This window comes from Priestia sp. TSO9, from assembly GCF_021029645.1.
Classification (GTDB): Bacteria; Bacillota; Bacilli; order Bacillales; family Bacillaceae_H; genus Priestia; species Priestia megaterium_E.
The window spans coordinates 78241-93305 of sequence record NZ_JAJEKD010000013.1 but is presented as its reverse complement, the minus strand read 5'-3'; the positions used below and the strand labels follow the sequence as shown (position 1 = coordinate 93305).

The window sequence follows — 15065 nt, the reverse complement described above, 5'->3', positions numbered from 1 at the left end:
GAAAAAGCGTTGACTAAAATAAAAATCGATGGGTTTCAATTATTTTGTATGATGTTTATCTTTATATTAGGCAGTACGTTACTTTTAGATATAGGAAAGGCTTCTAGGCAAGATGCATGGGTAGTCCCCCTTTTGGCTACTTTTTTTGGATGTTTACTGTATTTAGTCTATATCTCCTTATATAAGAGATACCCTAATATGCCTTTGACTGGCTACCTCATTAAAATCTGGGGTAAATACGTAGGCGGTGCTATCAGCTTTTGCTATATTATCTATTTTGTTTATATTGCTTCAAGAGTACTACGTGATTTTGAAGAATTACTAATTAGTTCTTCTTACTATGTTACATCGATTATTACGCTGGGGATATGTATGACCTTTGTGTTGATTTATAGTATTCACTTAGGAATAGAAGCATTCGCACGAGTTACATGCTTATGTTTTGTTGTTATTTTACTGACTCTTTTTATATTAAATGTTTTGTATGTAGTAGGAGGCTATATCAAGGTGGAAAACCTTCAACCCGTATTAGCAAATGGATGGGGAAACATAGGGAAAGAGTTAGTCCCTCTTGGTATTACTGTTCCTTTCGGGGAATTGATTACCTTCACTATGATTCTTCCTTATTTGAATAAAAAAAGTCAGGCTGCAACAATTGGGTTATCCGCCATTATAACAGGAGGAATTGTCTTAACCATTAATTCGATTATTCTTTTGTGTGTACTCGGACCAGAGACTGTTTTAAGATCCTCTTTCCCGGCTCTTACAGCTGTGAGTTACATTAACATAGCTAGTTTTATTCAAAGGTTGGATACCTTTATTCTTATTCTCATGGTCATTTTAGGTTTTGTTAAAATAACCATCTATTTCTTTTGTGCAGTGATTGGCGCGGCTGATTTGTTTCGAATGAAATCTTCTGTTACAAACATTTATTTAATTGGCGGTGTTATTTTTTTCTCCTCACTGATGATTGCTCCTAGTTACCAAGCTCATATAAATGAAGGACTCAAAATTGTTCCTTATTTATTGCACCTTCCTTTTCATATAGCAATTCCCATCCTATTGCTGATTACAGCATATATAAAACAAAAAATAAAGCCTGCCCTTTCATGACAAGGGAGGCTATTGTTTTTTTAAAACAGGAAAAATGCTAACAGTAAGGAAGATCAAAGCAAATAAAATAACCAAAAAATAATCTTCTCCACGGGCAATTACAAAATATTGTTTTAGGTTATAAAACGATTGAAACATATAGTTTCCCTGAAAAACGTCGATGAATGCAATAAGAACATAAGCCCCCAGCAAAATGCATAAGGATGGAATTATTTTAGCCATTATATCAGCCTCACCTTTTTCTTTTAAATTGCGGTAAATAATATAAAAATATACAAGGCATCCATGAGATTCAATAATATTTATTAAATGATGAAAAATAATTGATTTTCTGCAAAGCAATTTGTTATAAAAATTTAACGCAACAAGAATTGTGGACATTGAACTATTAAGTTTAGCTGAATTAGAGGACTCGGAACCTGTTGACATAAAATCAGTTGACCTTGTCTCTCTCAGTACAGCCCTTGTAACTCAGTTCATACAAATTTATGACCGACCTATTATCCTGCATAAAAATTCCCACTCCATTTTCATCAAGGAAGATGAATTGAAGCCGAAACAAGTAAGCATTATCTTTTTAGATAATGCCATAAAGTATAGTACCGATGTAATTGAGGTCTTTTTGGAAAGTGATCAGTATAAGGGAATTCTCCGAATAAAAGATTATTGCATTGGCATACCAAAAGAAGAACTATCTCATGTTTTTGAAAGGTTTTATCGAGTAGACAAAGCCCGCAAACGGGATTCAGGAGGAAGTGGACTCGGATTAGCTATTGCTAAAAATATTGTGAACCTCCATAAAGGAGAAATTGATATACAAAGCAAAGAACATGCTGGAACAGAGATTAAAGTTACTTTTCCCCTTACGAACTGAGTAAGTCGCTTTTATATAAATTAGCTCATGTACCACTAGTGATGCAGCAACTATCAATATTTAATTTCTAAAAATGCTATCTATTGGATGCATCTAAAACGTAATCCCGAGTTTTTCATGAGAAAAAACACCTCCAAGTGATTGCTCGTTACTCCATACCGGGTTATCAGCTTGAAGGTGTTTTTTTATTTATATAAAATCAGAGCTTGTCCAAATTATTAGCAACTACGTTTTCTTAATCTGCGAACGCTGATACCTTCTAAACTAGTCGTATTTCTATTACCTGAATTATCTTCCCATACCAAAAATCCGCCTTCTGCTCGAATAAACGTACCATTTCCATCAAGCTGTCTTCCAGCAGAAAAAACTTGAATTTTATCTCCTCTTTGGAAATTATCTACTATAGAGCGAGATTGAGATGTACGACGATCTCCACTACTATATCGTTTGCAAAATCTCCTTTGAAACACAGGAGCCTCCTCTAACAGCGATCGTTTTGGTTACTGCAATTTAAAAACAGAATGAATCCCTTTCATCTCGTAACGTGACCTAGGTTCAGTGAGTATAAAATACATATATGATTAAAGTGTTTGATAGATATAATTTAAAAAGTTATATCTTTTAGACACAAAAAAAGAACCCTCTATAAAAAGAGGATTCAAACAGGGTAAGTAAGAAAAAGAAATATACATGCATGTTCCTGGGGGGCACTACGCTTGTATAATCAACTTATACCCGCTACTCACTGATTCAAACAGTTAAAAACATTTCAAATAAAAATTAATCGCTAATCTATTAAATACAATCTCTGAATATATTCAATAGCTTTATCTTTGTACTCTACCTGTTCTCTAATATTAATAATTCGCATAACAAGTGCTCCTCTACCAAGAATAACAACCATCATTTACATAAAGGGTGTTATAAACATGCTTTTTAATAAAAGTGTGTTGCTTCTTCCATTAAAACGTATCCTTAAACCCATTCTTTCCTATGTTCACGAATAAATTTAATGTCATTTTGATAATGTTCAAGATGCCCTTCGTCTATCATTTTTTGGAACGCCCTGTCGCCTTCACTGGCTTTTCTTATAATTGTTTTACATAACCCCGCTAATCGCAGCAATACCACTTCCAAATAACCTTCTTGTAATTCTTCGCCGTAAGATTCAAAAATAATTTCACTCTTTGTTTTCTATGTTGAGCATGCTGCAATGAATTATAATAAATCTTCTCACCTGTTTCAGAAAGATAAAATCTACTTAAGGGGACGCACGTATAGAGAGTATAAGCAATGTCCCAAATTCTTGGCCCGGGCCCAGCAACATCAAAATCAATGATGCCTACTGGTCTTTCGTGCTTGAAAATGATGTTGTATATGGCAAAATCATTATGACATAGTATCTCAAATGGTTTAGGAGTGTTATCTATTGATTTCCAGCTATAATCGAATGAAAAATCACTCACTGAATCATGATAAAGACGGAGCATTTTCCCTATTTCTATTAAAACATCATCAGACCACATATATTTCTTCAAAGGATAATTACCAGCTTCACCTTCAATAAATGATAAGACCTCTCTTCCTTTTTCATCAATGCCTAAAAATTTTGGCGTATAACTAAAACCTTTGTTCTCTAAATGCTTTAATAGCTTATGAAATTTATGGCTATCTGATTTTAGTTCTCGTCGTACAGTTTCTCCCGAGCGATAAACGTTAGAGACATTCCCTCCTGTTAGCACTTCTTCGTCCTCAAAGCTTGACATATAAACATTCCCCCTGAATATATCCTATTTGTCGTCAATAAGTGAAAATGATAAAGCATTCGTCATAAATGAAATACCTGATTTTACTACTGATTCAGAAAAGCCCGTACTTTTTCTTTTATAGCCCATCAACAATCCTTTGGGACTGACTAATAAAGTGGAGAAAATCGGTTATCGTCATGTTACGTTACATTATAAAAAAAGAATCTTCATTCGAAGATCCTTTTAACTGCTTGTTTCATACAAAAATCCGCTAAAAAGTGGAAGACCGCTACTATGTTAAATCAACCAAAGCCTCCATCTGAGTGAATAATTTGTCCGGTAATCCATTCTGATTCTTCACTTGCTAAAAAAATAACTAATTTTGCGGCATCCCGTGGCTCACCAAGTCGACCCATCGGGAACTTTGGCCGTAGCTCTTCTTTTAACTCACTGCTCATCCAGCCAGTGTTAGTTGGTCCAGGATCTACAGCATTAACAGTAATCTTAAGAGGTGCTAATTCAATAGCAACTGATTTAGTAAACGTAGAAACAGCACCTTTTGTTGCAACATAGGCCAAATTCCCAGGCTCAGGTGACTTATCTTGACCTGAAACCATATTAATAATTCGACCGCCATGCTTACCTTCGATTAGACGTGCAAACTCAACAGTCAAAAGACACGTCCCTCTAACATTCACGTTATAATGAGCATCAAGCATATCAGCATCTATAGAACGAAAATCTACGTCCACGGAATGTGTTGCATTATTTACAAGGATTGATGGAGAACCTAGTTTGTTTTGAACTTCACCAAGCAGCTTTCTTGGTGCATCGGGTTGCGATAAATCCAATTCCATTGATTCACACCGCACTCCCAGACTGCAAATCTCTTCTATAAGATGTTTCGACCAGTTAGAATCATCTTCATTAAAATAAGTCATCGAACGATCATACTTTGACCAGTGAGTGAAAAAGATATCTGCCCCTTCTCTAGCTAGCTCCCGACATATTTCAGTACCGATACCCTGCACTCGGCTAGCACCAGTAACAATGGCAATCTTATTCATTAATCGTTTCATAAAGCATCTCCTCATGGAAATGCTGAACAAAGTACTATTAGAGATGTATACTTACTAGTAGCACATGCTTTCAGCAATCCTATCTATGTATTTTATAAAGTCGTACTGCATAAAAATCTGATTAAAGTTTAAAAGGTATTACAATGTCTATATTCGGCACTCATAGACAAAAAATGAGATGCCTTCTCCGTAGCCATCTTTTACTTCATGAACAGTGAGATTGTTAAACCCATTAGAATTAAGGATACTTTCAAATTCTTCTGAGCCATAAAGTCGAAGAGGAAAATCCATTATCTCCACCTTTTTTGTCTTATTTCCTTGAAGTAGCTCATATCTTATCTTAGTATTCAAAGAGCTTGTTCTTTTATCGTAGCAGCTTTTTTTGTAAACGACGATGATTTCCTTATCAAAAGAAACTCTATCCGTTTCAGTCCAACCTACTAGTTCTTCAATTTCGCTTTTTTTCTTCATAATCGTTAAAAGTATTTTCCCGTCTTCTTTTAAAACTGCTCTTATATTTTGAAGACTCTTAACAGCAATATCATCAGCTAACAGTGAAAAAGAGCCAAAAGGTATCATAATAAGATCATACTTTTTACTACTTTTAAAACTTTCGACATCTTGATACCATACATTCGGTTTAATACTTAGTGTTTCAGCTTTTTCTATACACGTTTTAAGCATTTCTTTAGAAATATCAAACCCTTCAATCTTAATTCCGTTTTGCATAAATGGAATAAGCATTCTACCGCTCCCGCACATCGGTTCTAATACTTTCATATTTTGGTCTTTTACAAAAGAAAGATAAAACTCCAGCTCTTTTCTATTTGCAAAAGATTTATCACTCTCGTACACCCTTGTGCAGAGCTGTCCATAGTAATCATTCATTCTTATTTCACCTCACATAAGTATTTTTCCATACATGCATTCAACTTTCCTGCCTTATCAACATGTTACAGACAGCAAAAACTGAATCCCCCTAGTCTTCAACAAGTTTGGACTTACATTTTCAAGAACGTTATATTTTACTTTTTAGTAAAAAGGTAAAGAGATAGGTAGAATAATCGATTTCCTAAATAAAATTCCAAAAGGAAATATCCCTATGTTAGAGAACTGAATAAAGGACTGCTTTTCATTTCTCTAACACTTAAAAGGAGGTACACGAATGAATGAAGAGATAATAAAAATTGATAACGTTGAGATTTGTACAGAAAGTTTTGGAAACCCCAAGAATCCTGCTGTACTTTTAATAATGGGAGCAATGTCTTCGTTAGATTGGTGGGATGAAGACTTCTGTCTTCGCCTCGCTGAACATGAGAGATTTGTTATTCGTTACGACCATCGTGATTTAGGGCGATCTACCACTTATCCACCCGGTACGTCTAACTATACAATAACGGATATGGCTGACGATGCAATTGGTGTTTTAGATGCTTACTCTATAGACAAAGCTCATATTGTTGGAATGTCTTTGGGCGGGATGATAGGACAAATCCTTGCTCTTAGATATCAGGATCGCATAGACTCCCTTACTTTAATTGCATCAAGCGTATTTGGAACGGAGGCGGAAAAATTGCCCCCCATGGATCAGCGGATACTTGATTACCACACGAAGAGCGCTTCCATAGACTGGTCAAATCAAGAGGAGACTGTTCCCTACCTTGCAGGTGGATGGAAAATTTTAAGTGGAACAAAACCTTATGAAGAGAAAAGAATGTATAAGCTAGCAAAAAGAGAAGCTGCCCGCGCCAAACAGCTGCCGAGTAGATTTAACCATGCTTTGCTTCAAGGAGGAGGCCAATATTATGACAGATCGAGTGAAATTACTATACCTACGCTGATTATTCATGGAACAGAAGATCCAGCGCTGCCATACGCACATGGACTTGCTCTTGCAAAAGCTATTTCTCATGCTAAATTAATAGCTCTTGAGGGTACAGGACATGAAGTCCATAGTGAGGACTGGGAACAAATTATCCAATCAATTATAGAGATTAGTTCCTAAAAGTAAAACATGAGATATGAAGACTTCAAAGCGCTTTTTCAAGAAAGCTTTGGGGTCTTTTCATGTTTCAAAGTTCCTTCCTTCTACTTACAGTAGACAAAACGTTTCCTATAGAAAAGGGTGTTTTGTACAAAAGTATCTACACCTTTTCAAAACATCGCATTTACGATACACTGATATTCCGTACAATATCCACATAAGGGTATTTAAGTAATAAAATGGAGGTTTTATGAAATATTTTAAGGTACTTTTTTGTTTAATCTTATTAATCCTTGTAGGCATAACCGGCTGTTCTTCAAAAGAAGAAGTCACAAGCATTAACACTGTTGATGTAAAAGAGCTTAAAGACCACAGTGGAACTTATGTTGGAGATAATTCTAACGTGGTAGCTATCGTAAGGGCATTGCCCGGAGGAGAAACATTTAAAGAAATTGATTTACATAATAAAACACCAAAAATAATGTATGGTACTAAAGAGGGCTCTTTATCAAAAGATGAAATATTAAAATATTGGCTCGACGGTAAGGATACACTAGAGAAAAACTTTCTTTATAATGCTATTTATTTAACGATATTAATACCTAATGCTGAAGGGTACAGTTTTAAAATAGATGATCAGAAATTCTCAGTATCTAGACAAGAAATGAAACAATTCATTTCTAAAAACATTCAAACTTTACCAGATAGCAATGAGTTATTTGATAAAGAAAAAGCACAGCAATTTATAGATAATAATAAAGAGAAGATTAACAAAGCAGTTAAATCGGCAACTATTCGAGAACAATTTTTTAAGAATGTTTCTATTGTAAAAGAATAAGAACAAATAAAGAGCCTTAAATAAGGCTCTTTATTTGTTTTCTATTTGCCTTTGTGCTTGGCTTTTGCCTTTTGTTTCTTTATGGAATACTTTTGTTCCTTCAGCTCTTCACGATATCGTTTAGCTTTCTTTTTTCTACTTTTTTTCTTTTCTTCGTAAGCTTGCTTCATGGCTTCTTGAGCTTTAGTCGAAATACCAACTTTATTTCTTTCTTTTGCTACTTGGCGCTGTAAACGTTTTGGATTTATCTTTTTATTTGGTTTTATTTTTACATCAATACCTGCATGAGCTGATTGATTAATCACCTCTAGCAATCTGTTATAAATAAAGTCCAATATTTCTGTATCTTTTGGTTCTGTTCCAAATACATAACGAAATGCTTTTAACTTACCGCCTTCTACAACTTCAATAATTCCTACCCAAAACTGACCATCGTGGTAAATCGTTAGTGACATAACGATTCCCTCCTCTAAACATACTATGAAATGATGGACATCCCGAGGAGGGGAAGGTTACTGACATTAATACATATCAATGCATCCGGACTACCAACCGAATTGTGTTTTTACATCTCACATACAAATTTTAACATGAAAATATTTATTATAACTACCTTCTTTTATTTTTCACCAAAATTCATTGCCAAAAATAAAAAGCTCGCCATAATAAATATTGGGATTACTGCAAAAGAGATTAAACTAAAATATTTCATCAGCCCTTTTTCTTGTTTTCCAAAAGCTATTATTCCACATGAGAATCCTATCAAGTAAACAATGACATATACATACAAAATGTTAGGGCTATGTATGTGTGTAAAATATTGTCCAACGCCAACAACCATTCCAAGCAAACATAACCACAGTGAATATTGACTAAAACGTTTTTTCAATTTGGTCCTCCACGAACTAGATCTATGTTCATATGGCACCATTTAATTATCAGCTACCATAATGTGCTTAATCACCAGTTGGAAAAAGCTTGGGTGAATCACTCCAAACTCTTTTTTCTATAAAGAAAGAAACCTATTACCGCTCCCAGTATAGCCATAACTACACTAAAACGAATTAGATGAATAATAAAATCAATAAGGTTTAAATAGGTGGTTTCTGTTACACCATCACCGACTGATTCAACTTCTTTATATGGAATCACAAAGAAACCTAATGATCCTCCTAAAATAAGGCCATAGAAAAAACCTTTTTCTATAAATTTCAACAAGAAACTCTTCTCCTTTCAAGGATGCCTATTTTATGAATTTTATTACATATAATCTATATATTAACACAAATTAAAAGAGAGACTAACGTATATAGTCTCCCTTTCTATAAAAGTTTAATAGTTTTTAAACTTTCTATTTGCTTAAACAATCTTTCAAATTATATGAGCTTATTTTATGTACCCTTCATAAATCTTTGGTCAATATGATGTGCTTAGAGATTCTTACTTTCAATCCCCTTATAATTTAACCCAAAGGTATTACAAGCTAATTGAATAAAAGATTGCAAAGGAAGAGACATGAATTTATCTTTATGCCAAAACATTTGTGTGTAAAGAGGTGTATCAACTTTAGTACACACTAATTCTTTTAATATACCTTTCTCAACCTCAGCTTTTACTACTACTTCGGGCAATATGGCAATACCTAAATCTAACATTACACACTGCTTAATAGCTTCCACGCTTGCAAATTCAAATTTAGTTGATGTACAAATACCCGCCTCGCGAAACAAGTTTTCCAATACTACTCGGTATGAACACCCCGACTCAGTATACAAAAGAGTCTCATTTTCAAGCTCTTCTAAGTAGATATCCGTTTTATCAGCTAAAGGATGCTGAGGAGAAGCTATAATTTTTAAGTCTTCTGCAACAAGACATTGTGTATGTAGATTTGCATCATGATGCTGGATAGGCTCCATTGTAAAGGCGATATCAAGAGTACCGTCTAGTAGCTGCGCTCTTGTTTGTGCTTGAGAGTAAATGGGCTTAAAGATCATTTTAACCTTTGGAAATTGATCCTTGAACTCTTTTAATATTGAAGGCAATCTATATGTGCACTGGCTTTCAGAAGATCCAATGATAAGCGTACCCGCGGGCTCCTCCACTCCACTTACAGCGTTTTTTGCTTCCTTAGTCAATTGAATCATTTTATCAGCGTATCTTTTAAATTCTCGACCTGCCTCTGTTAAAATTAAGCGCTTTCCGAGACGTTCAAATAAAGGCGTTTCAAGTTCATTTTCAAGAGCTTTTATTTGAGCGGTAACGCTTGATTGAGCAAAGTTCAAAATTTTAGCTGTATATGTAAAATTTAAATTTTCTGCAGCTGTTTTAAATGTAATCAGTTGTTTTATTTCGATTTTCCTCACCTCTTTATAATCGGATATTTCGATTGATTCAATCGTAATGTTCATCTGTAACGATTGCTAATTTCATTATAAAATATGGTAAATCAAACCACAACATACTAAATATAAAGAGATAAGGGGAAATCATAATGTCTATAAAAAAAGAGAATACAAAGGAATCAATCGTTCTAATGCAAAAAAATACAAGTGACAAAAACTTCAAATACTATTGGAATGAAATTATTCGAGCGCTTATCGTAACCAAATAAGTAAGGCTAATCGATTTTATTTTTGGGATAAGTAAATCCACATACAAGCGTATAAATATAAAAACAATAGCTCGCTAACGCTGACGATATACAGAGTTAGCGAGCTATTAACCTATTTAAACTTATAATTATGTTTATTGGCTTGAATCTAACCTAAACTTTGCAATATCCTTGTCATCTTGGGAGATAATGAGTGTACCCTTTAACGCATTAGCTTGTAGCTTTTTTAGTTTTTCTTCAGTTGGCAAAAGAGGTAATTCATTATTTTTTTCCTTTGCTCCTAAGGTATAACTAAGAGTAAATTTACTTGTTCCTTTAGATGGAATTTCTCCTATACTCATACCAATACCTAACTTATTGTTATCCATATTATAAATATTTGAACCAATTGATTCCTTTACAGCTGATACTAACTCCTTATCTGGTTCTATGCGAATGTTTGTTTTAGCAAAATCAGAGAGAGCCATAATATTATTAGACGTATTTTCCATCGTAAATGTATAGCGTAACTCCGTTGGAACGATACGTTTACTTTTATTCTCTTTATCAGGTACTATCATTTCCCCAACGATTTTTTTATCATCTGTTAACGTTACCTCTGCTTGCTGTAATTTTAAGTACTCAACATTGTTTACATATTCCGTTTTTGAACAAGCGGAAATGATAAACATCAAACAAATAACAAACAAACCAAGATAGAACTTTTTCATATTTCTCCTCTAAACATTTTTTATCCCACAACAATAAACATATGTTATCATATTTTCTATATTTTGTATTTCGCAATTGTCATATGAGCTATTATTAAACGTAAAAACACCAAGGCGCTTTATGCTTTCTTGGTGTCTTTTATTAGTTTTTAAGCGTTTAGTTAAAAAATTAGATTTGGAGAAGGAAGTTAATTTGGAAATGAATGTTGAAGATGAACGTAATGGAGCTTATTATACATTTTTTGTAGGAGGAAAAGATGATACAAAATTTATTTGTTTTTGTATCTAGTAATTTTCTTCTACAAAACGTATCGCTTTGTTTAATTCTGAAGTTCTTAAAACCACTTCTTTATCATTAAAAATAATAAAAAAAGGGCTGCTCTCTACCTTTAAGTCTGGATATTGATTCTTTACTTCTTCCAACGAAGAAAAATATCGAACTTGTTTTAAACCCATTATTTCCTCTGGATGATCGATGTCTTCTCCTACTGCCAAAATAGAATATTCTTCTCCATCTGACAATAACTCCTTAGGTGGAGAATCCGCATATTGTTTCTCCCAAGTTAAACTTGAACATGCTGCACTTAGAATAGCCAAAGATAGAATAAAAGGTAAGTATAACCACTTTTTCATAACACAGCCCCTTCTTTATTCGAAATATATTTCAAAAGAAAAATGATGCAACATCTTTATTTACCATAATGGATTTTATAGACACTTTAGCACCTTTATTGACGAGAATACAAAAACCACGCAGGCATCTCCGTGTTTTCAATTAGCAGCACTTGTTTATGCTTAGGATCACCTTTAATAGCATAAATAAAATCACCATTTTGTGTTTTACTAAAGGCTCTAAAATATTTCTAGTAGTCAACTTAAATAATACTCACCTTTTTTGGGCTACCTTTTTCATTAACTGACTTTTATGATCTTTATCTTTAACTATAATATAATCCTCTGTTCCTTTTACTGAATAGATTTCTGAACCAACTATAAAATAGTTTGATTGATTATTACCTTCGGGCATCGTAGTTGCTTTAGTTTTCTTTTCTATGGTTCCTATTTGGTCTCCTATTTCTTGTGTTTGGTCTAATTTATCTTCTGTTCCGTTATATTCCTTGTTTTCAACTACAACAATGATAGCAGAAGAACTTTCTGTATTCGTTCCTGTACTTTCTTGATTACATGCAGTTAGAACGGTTAAATAAACTACTGACAGAAAACTAAGTGTTCTCTTCATAATAGCCTCCGCAAATCATTTTCCTTATCCTTTAATTAAAATTGACATTAGGCGATATACAAAGTTCAGTGACGTATTATAATGAACAATCCTAAAAGTCCTATTAAACAAACTTTCCAGGCTCCTCCACATAAAAATCCAAATAACCGCAGCTTGAACAAACGTAAGGTATTAACTCACTGTAATTGTGATTGTTATTCAATACGCTGGTTGGTGTTCTATTTACACCCACAGTTCCAGGTGATGATTGAATACGGGCTTTGGTTAGAGCTGAATCACATTTAGAGCACTTTTTGCTGTACATACATATCTCTCCCTCTATTCCATAACATCATTTCTATTTTCTACAGTACATGCTTGTTAGCTTTAAAATTGAAAATTAGCCATATAACTTGAATAATCAATGGGAAAATAAATGCAATCAATAAAACAATAAATGCCAACAATTTTAGCTGGGGTGTTTGAGTAACACCCGCTCCATCAACTTCTCTTGTCCAGACAATAACTGTCCCTGCAACGAAAAGGATGATCCACATCATATTAGCTATCCACCAAGAAATCCATCGGCTTTTCACATCATCACTCCTTCCATTTTTAAGCAGGATCTTTCTTTTTTAATTCCCAGATAAGAGCAATTGGAAATATTATAGTTTCAAAGCCAAACAACATAATAATAAGCCCAATTCCTTTAGCGAGCTGCTTTTCATCCTTAGGTGTAAATATCTTTCCATATCCAGCGATAAAATTAGTACTACCTTTTTTTCATACACGTTTCCCAATATAAATGATTAAACAGCTTACTAGACTTATAAATAATAATTTCAACACCAGACATTACACCTTCTTTACATACTTAAATTTAACATATGTAGTACATTTTACCATAATCATTAAACAAATATTATGTATTAAAGGTGGACTCACAAAATACAACACTGTAAAATATATACATACTAATTTTGGAGGTTTTTGTTTGTTAAACTTATACTTAGAGCTGGGTGAGTAAGCTTCCTTAATAAATGTGTGCATAAAGGAAGCCCCATTTATGGAGTATAAAAAGCGGTAATTTAGCAAGTTGATAGGAGACTCTAAATGGATATCTTAATTAAACAAGAACTCACTGAAGAATATAATAAAACTGAAAAAGTTGTGAAAAGCGCCTTTTCAAATGAAGAATACAGCGATAAGAAAGAACATTTACTTGTGAAACGAATTAGGAAGTCAGATGAATTTATTCCTGAACTTTCACTAGTCGCATTAAATCAGAATGCAGCAGATATTATAGGCCATATTCTTCTATCTAAAATAACAATTATAAATGGTGATAACGCTACCGTTTCTTTAGCACTTGCTCCAGTTTCAGTTGCGCCTCAGTATCAAAAACAAGGAGCTGGGAGCCAACTAATACATGCTGCGTTAAAACGCGCAAAAGAGCTTGGTTATCATTCAGTAATTGTTTTAGGGCACAAAGATTACTATCCTAAGTTTGGATTTAAACCAGCTAGCTCATGGAATATATATGCTCCATTTGACGTCCCTGAAGAATTTTTTATGGCCATAGAGTTAACAGAAGGATCGCTAAAAAATGTGCAAGGTGTTGTACATTACTCAAAAGCTTTTTCAGAGTAAGCACTAACTGATTAATTAGATTTTACGTAAAGGCTGCCTGGAAAATAATTTTATAGTATTTTCTATAGGCAGCCGCTTTTTTTATTTACCTGATATTATTAAAGCGGTGGGTTTTCCACACCTAAATGAACCCAATCTTCTTTTGGAGGTCCATAAACTCCAGCAGGTTTTAGGCCTGCTTGACGCATAAGAATGGTAATCTGACCTCGGTGATGAACAATATGCTTGATTAGTCCCATTAAGATTGTGGCATTTGATTGGGTTCTTCCGAACGCTTCTTGCGTATGTTCTAAAAATTCATCTGTCCATTGCTGTTCGATAATTTTAGCAGCATGAGAACTTACATTTTTAAAGGTTATAGCGATTTCCTGTGCTGAAGATGGAACGCTTGCTGTACTTTCAATTCTGTCTATGCTTAATCCAAACTCAGTTAGGTAATCTGGAATATTTGTTGTAAAATGCCAAGCAATTCTCCCTAACGTACGCCCTTCAGGATACACTTGTTGTTTCAACGAATCATCCGTCAAGCTATCTAAAACTTTTTGAGTTAGCATGGCTTCGTTGTTCCATTCTTTGATAAAATCTGAAATGGTATTATACATATAAAAGACCTCCTAATATAAATCTAATCTAAATCAATAACTAAATAATATCATAGAAGAAAAATAAGTTGGCTTATTTACTATAGGAAGGAGACTTTATGTTATTTAAAGCTACCGCTCAAAAAACTGTTGTTTTTTCTTTATTACTTTTAAACACTTTATTACTCATTCAAGCAGTTCAACATAAAGAACTTGCCTTTTTACACCTTTTGGCTATCCTTTGTTTGTTTCTTTCCCTTTTTCTACGATATGAATTTCAGATAGACAGAGATACTTTAACCTATAGAACATATATAGCATGGTTTAAAGTATATACAAAAACAGTTAAACCAATGGACATTAAACGAATTGTGTTTAAACGGTTAAGTTGGAAAACAAAATTGGCAGTAGTAGAAGTAGAAAACGGGTGGAATATGCGAATAACATTATTTAATCCATCAAATGTTTTTAAAGAGTTAGAAACATTCGCACATGAATATGATGTAGATATTCACAAAAAGGCAGATTATTAAATCCTAGAGAAAACGTCTTGAATGTCACCTCGTTTTGGATACATTAAACTCCACGCAAGTTAGACCGTATAATCAGCCGTTATTTATTTCTAATTGAACTGCTTTTGGACCTCTCTACTGCTACA

19 protein-coding genes and 1 pseudogene are annotated in these 15065 nt (G+C 33.8%); 6 read left to right on the top strand and 14 right to left on the bottom strand.

The annotated features are described in order from the left end of the window. Positions 1–9 precede the first annotated feature (9 nt). On the top strand, positions 10–1113 hold the full coding sequence (locus tag LJC66_RS08755; protein ID WP_230932333.1) for a GerAB/ArcD/ProY family transporter: 1104 nt from the start codon (positions 10–12) through the stop codon (positions 1111–1113). Positions 1114–1122: 9 nt separating this feature from the next. On the opposite strand, the gene LJC66_RS28090 is transcribed toward LJC66_RS08755, so the two are convergent. Beyond that, positions 1123–1335 carry a YczF family membrane protein gene (locus tag LJC66_RS28090; RefSeq protein WP_483879673.1) on the bottom strand — a complete coding sequence of 71 codons (213 nt, stop codon included), beginning with the start codon at positions 1333–1335 and terminating at the stop codon, positions 1123–1125. A gap of 325 nt (positions 1336–1660) precedes the next feature. On the opposite strand from LJC66_RS28090, the gene LJC66_RS08750 reads away from it, so the two are divergent. After that, positions 1661–1987, top strand: coding sequence for a sensor histidine kinase (locus LJC66_RS08750; RefSeq protein ID WP_230932332.1), 327 nt, complete (start codon positions 1661–1663; stop codon positions 1985–1987). Between the two features lie 218 nt (positions 1988–2205). Here the strand turns inward: LJC66_RS08750 and LJC66_RS08745 are convergent, their stop codons facing one another. The 4 genes and pseudogenes from LJC66_RS08745 to LJC66_RS08730 all read right to left on the bottom strand — a co-directional run bounded on the left by LJC66_RS08745 (position 2206) and on the right by LJC66_RS08730 (position 5702). Further along, entirely contained in the window at positions 2206–2457 is a 252-nt protein-coding gene (locus tag LJC66_RS08745; RefSeq protein WP_230932331.1) for a hypothetical protein, read from the bottom strand. Positions 2458–2962: 505 nt separating this feature from the next. Beyond that, positions 2963–3753 (bottom strand): annotated as a pseudogene (locus LJC66_RS08740) (phosphotransferase). Between the two features lie 284 nt (positions 3754–4037). After that, complete coding sequence (locus tag LJC66_RS08735; protein ID WP_230932330.1) at positions 4038–4814, bottom strand: SDR family oxidoreductase; 777 nt, start codon at positions 4812–4814, stop codon at positions 4038–4040. A 147-nt stretch (positions 4815–4961) separates the two neighbouring features. Continuing rightward, the gene (locus tag LJC66_RS08730) at positions 4962–5702 is read right to left on the bottom strand and encodes a class I SAM-dependent methyltransferase (RefSeq protein ID WP_230932329.1); all 741 of its coding nucleotides are present in this window, start codon (positions 5700–5702) and stop codon (positions 4962–4964) included. Between the two features lie 277 nt (positions 5703–5979). Between LJC66_RS08730 and mle the strand changes: the two genes are divergently transcribed. Both mle and LJC66_RS08720 read left to right on the top strand, forming a co-directional pair. Further along, positions 5980–6819: an alpha/beta fold macrolide esterase gene (gene mle, locus LJC66_RS08725; protein WP_230932328.1), complete on the top strand. Its 840-nt coding sequence runs from the start codon at positions 5980–5982 to the stop codon at positions 6817–6819. A gap of 229 nt (positions 6820–7048) precedes the next feature. After that, positions 7049–7636, top strand: a complete 588-nt coding sequence (locus LJC66_RS08720; protein WP_230932327.1) for a DUF4825 domain-containing protein — start codon at positions 7049–7051, stop codon at positions 7634–7636. A 41-nt stretch (positions 7637–7677) separates the two neighbouring features. Here the strand turns inward: LJC66_RS08720 and LJC66_RS08715 are convergent, their stop codons facing one another. From LJC66_RS08715 to LJC66_RS08680, 8 genes are all read right to left on the bottom strand, one after another. Next, positions 7678–8091, bottom strand: coding sequence for a YjdF family protein (locus LJC66_RS08715; protein ID WP_195694828.1), 414 nt, complete (start codon positions 8089–8091; stop codon positions 7678–7680). 164 nt (positions 8092–8255) lie between these two features. Next, the gene (locus tag LJC66_RS08710; RefSeq protein WP_195694829.1) at positions 8256–8525 is read right to left on the bottom strand and encodes a hypothetical protein; all 270 of its coding nucleotides are present in this window, start codon (positions 8523–8525) and stop codon (positions 8256–8258) included. Positions 8526–8623: 98 nt separating this feature from the next. Beyond that, positions 8624–8854, bottom strand: coding sequence for a hypothetical protein (locus tag LJC66_RS08705; protein WP_195694830.1), 231 nt, complete (start codon positions 8852–8854; stop codon positions 8624–8626). 212 nt (positions 8855–9066) lie between these two features. Continuing rightward, positions 9067–9990 (bottom strand): LysR family transcriptional regulator, encoded by a 924-nt coding sequence (locus LJC66_RS08700; RefSeq protein ID WP_230932809.1) that lies wholly within the window; start codon positions 9988–9990, stop codon positions 9067–9069. A gap of 391 nt (positions 9991–10381) precedes the next feature. After that, positions 10382–10957, bottom strand: coding sequence for a hypothetical protein (locus tag LJC66_RS08695; RefSeq protein WP_050689062.1), 576 nt, complete (start codon positions 10955–10957; stop codon positions 10382–10384). Between the two features lie 285 nt (positions 10958–11242). Continuing rightward, a complete protein-coding gene (locus LJC66_RS08690; protein WP_230932326.1) occupies positions 11243–11590 on the bottom strand; it encodes an outer membrane protein assembly factor BamD in 348 nt (115 codons plus the stop codon). A 253-nt stretch (positions 11591–11843) separates the two neighbouring features. After that, the gene (locus LJC66_RS08685) at positions 11844–12197 is read right to left on the bottom strand and encodes a hypothetical protein (protein ID WP_195694832.1); all 354 of its coding nucleotides are present in this window, start codon (positions 12195–12197) and stop codon (positions 11844–11846) included. 344 nt (positions 12198–12541) lie between these two features. After that, positions 12542–12772 carry a DUF3923 family protein gene (locus LJC66_RS08680; RefSeq protein WP_230932325.1) on the bottom strand — a complete coding sequence of 77 codons (231 nt, stop codon included), beginning with the start codon at positions 12770–12772 and terminating at the stop codon, positions 12542–12544. Positions 12773–13289: 517 nt separating this feature from the next. On the opposite strand from LJC66_RS08680, the gene LJC66_RS08675 reads away from it, so the two are divergent. Then, complete coding sequence (locus tag LJC66_RS08675; protein ID WP_230932324.1) at positions 13290–13826, top strand: GNAT family N-acetyltransferase; 537 nt, start codon at positions 13290–13292, stop codon at positions 13824–13826. A gap of 98 nt (positions 13827–13924) precedes the next feature. Here LJC66_RS08675 and LJC66_RS08670 read toward each other — a convergent pair whose 3' ends face one another. Then, the gene (locus LJC66_RS08670) at positions 13925–14428 is read right to left on the bottom strand and encodes a DinB family protein (protein WP_195694835.1); all 504 of its coding nucleotides are present in this window, start codon (positions 14426–14428) and stop codon (positions 13925–13927) included. A 98-nt stretch (positions 14429–14526) separates the two neighbouring features. Between LJC66_RS08670 and LJC66_RS08665 the strand changes: the two genes are divergently transcribed. Beyond that, positions 14527–14940: a diguanylate cyclase gene (locus LJC66_RS08665; protein ID WP_195694836.1), complete on the top strand. Its 414-nt coding sequence runs from the start codon at positions 14527–14529 to the stop codon at positions 14938–14940. The last annotated feature ends 125 nt before the right edge of the window (positions 14941–15065 follow it).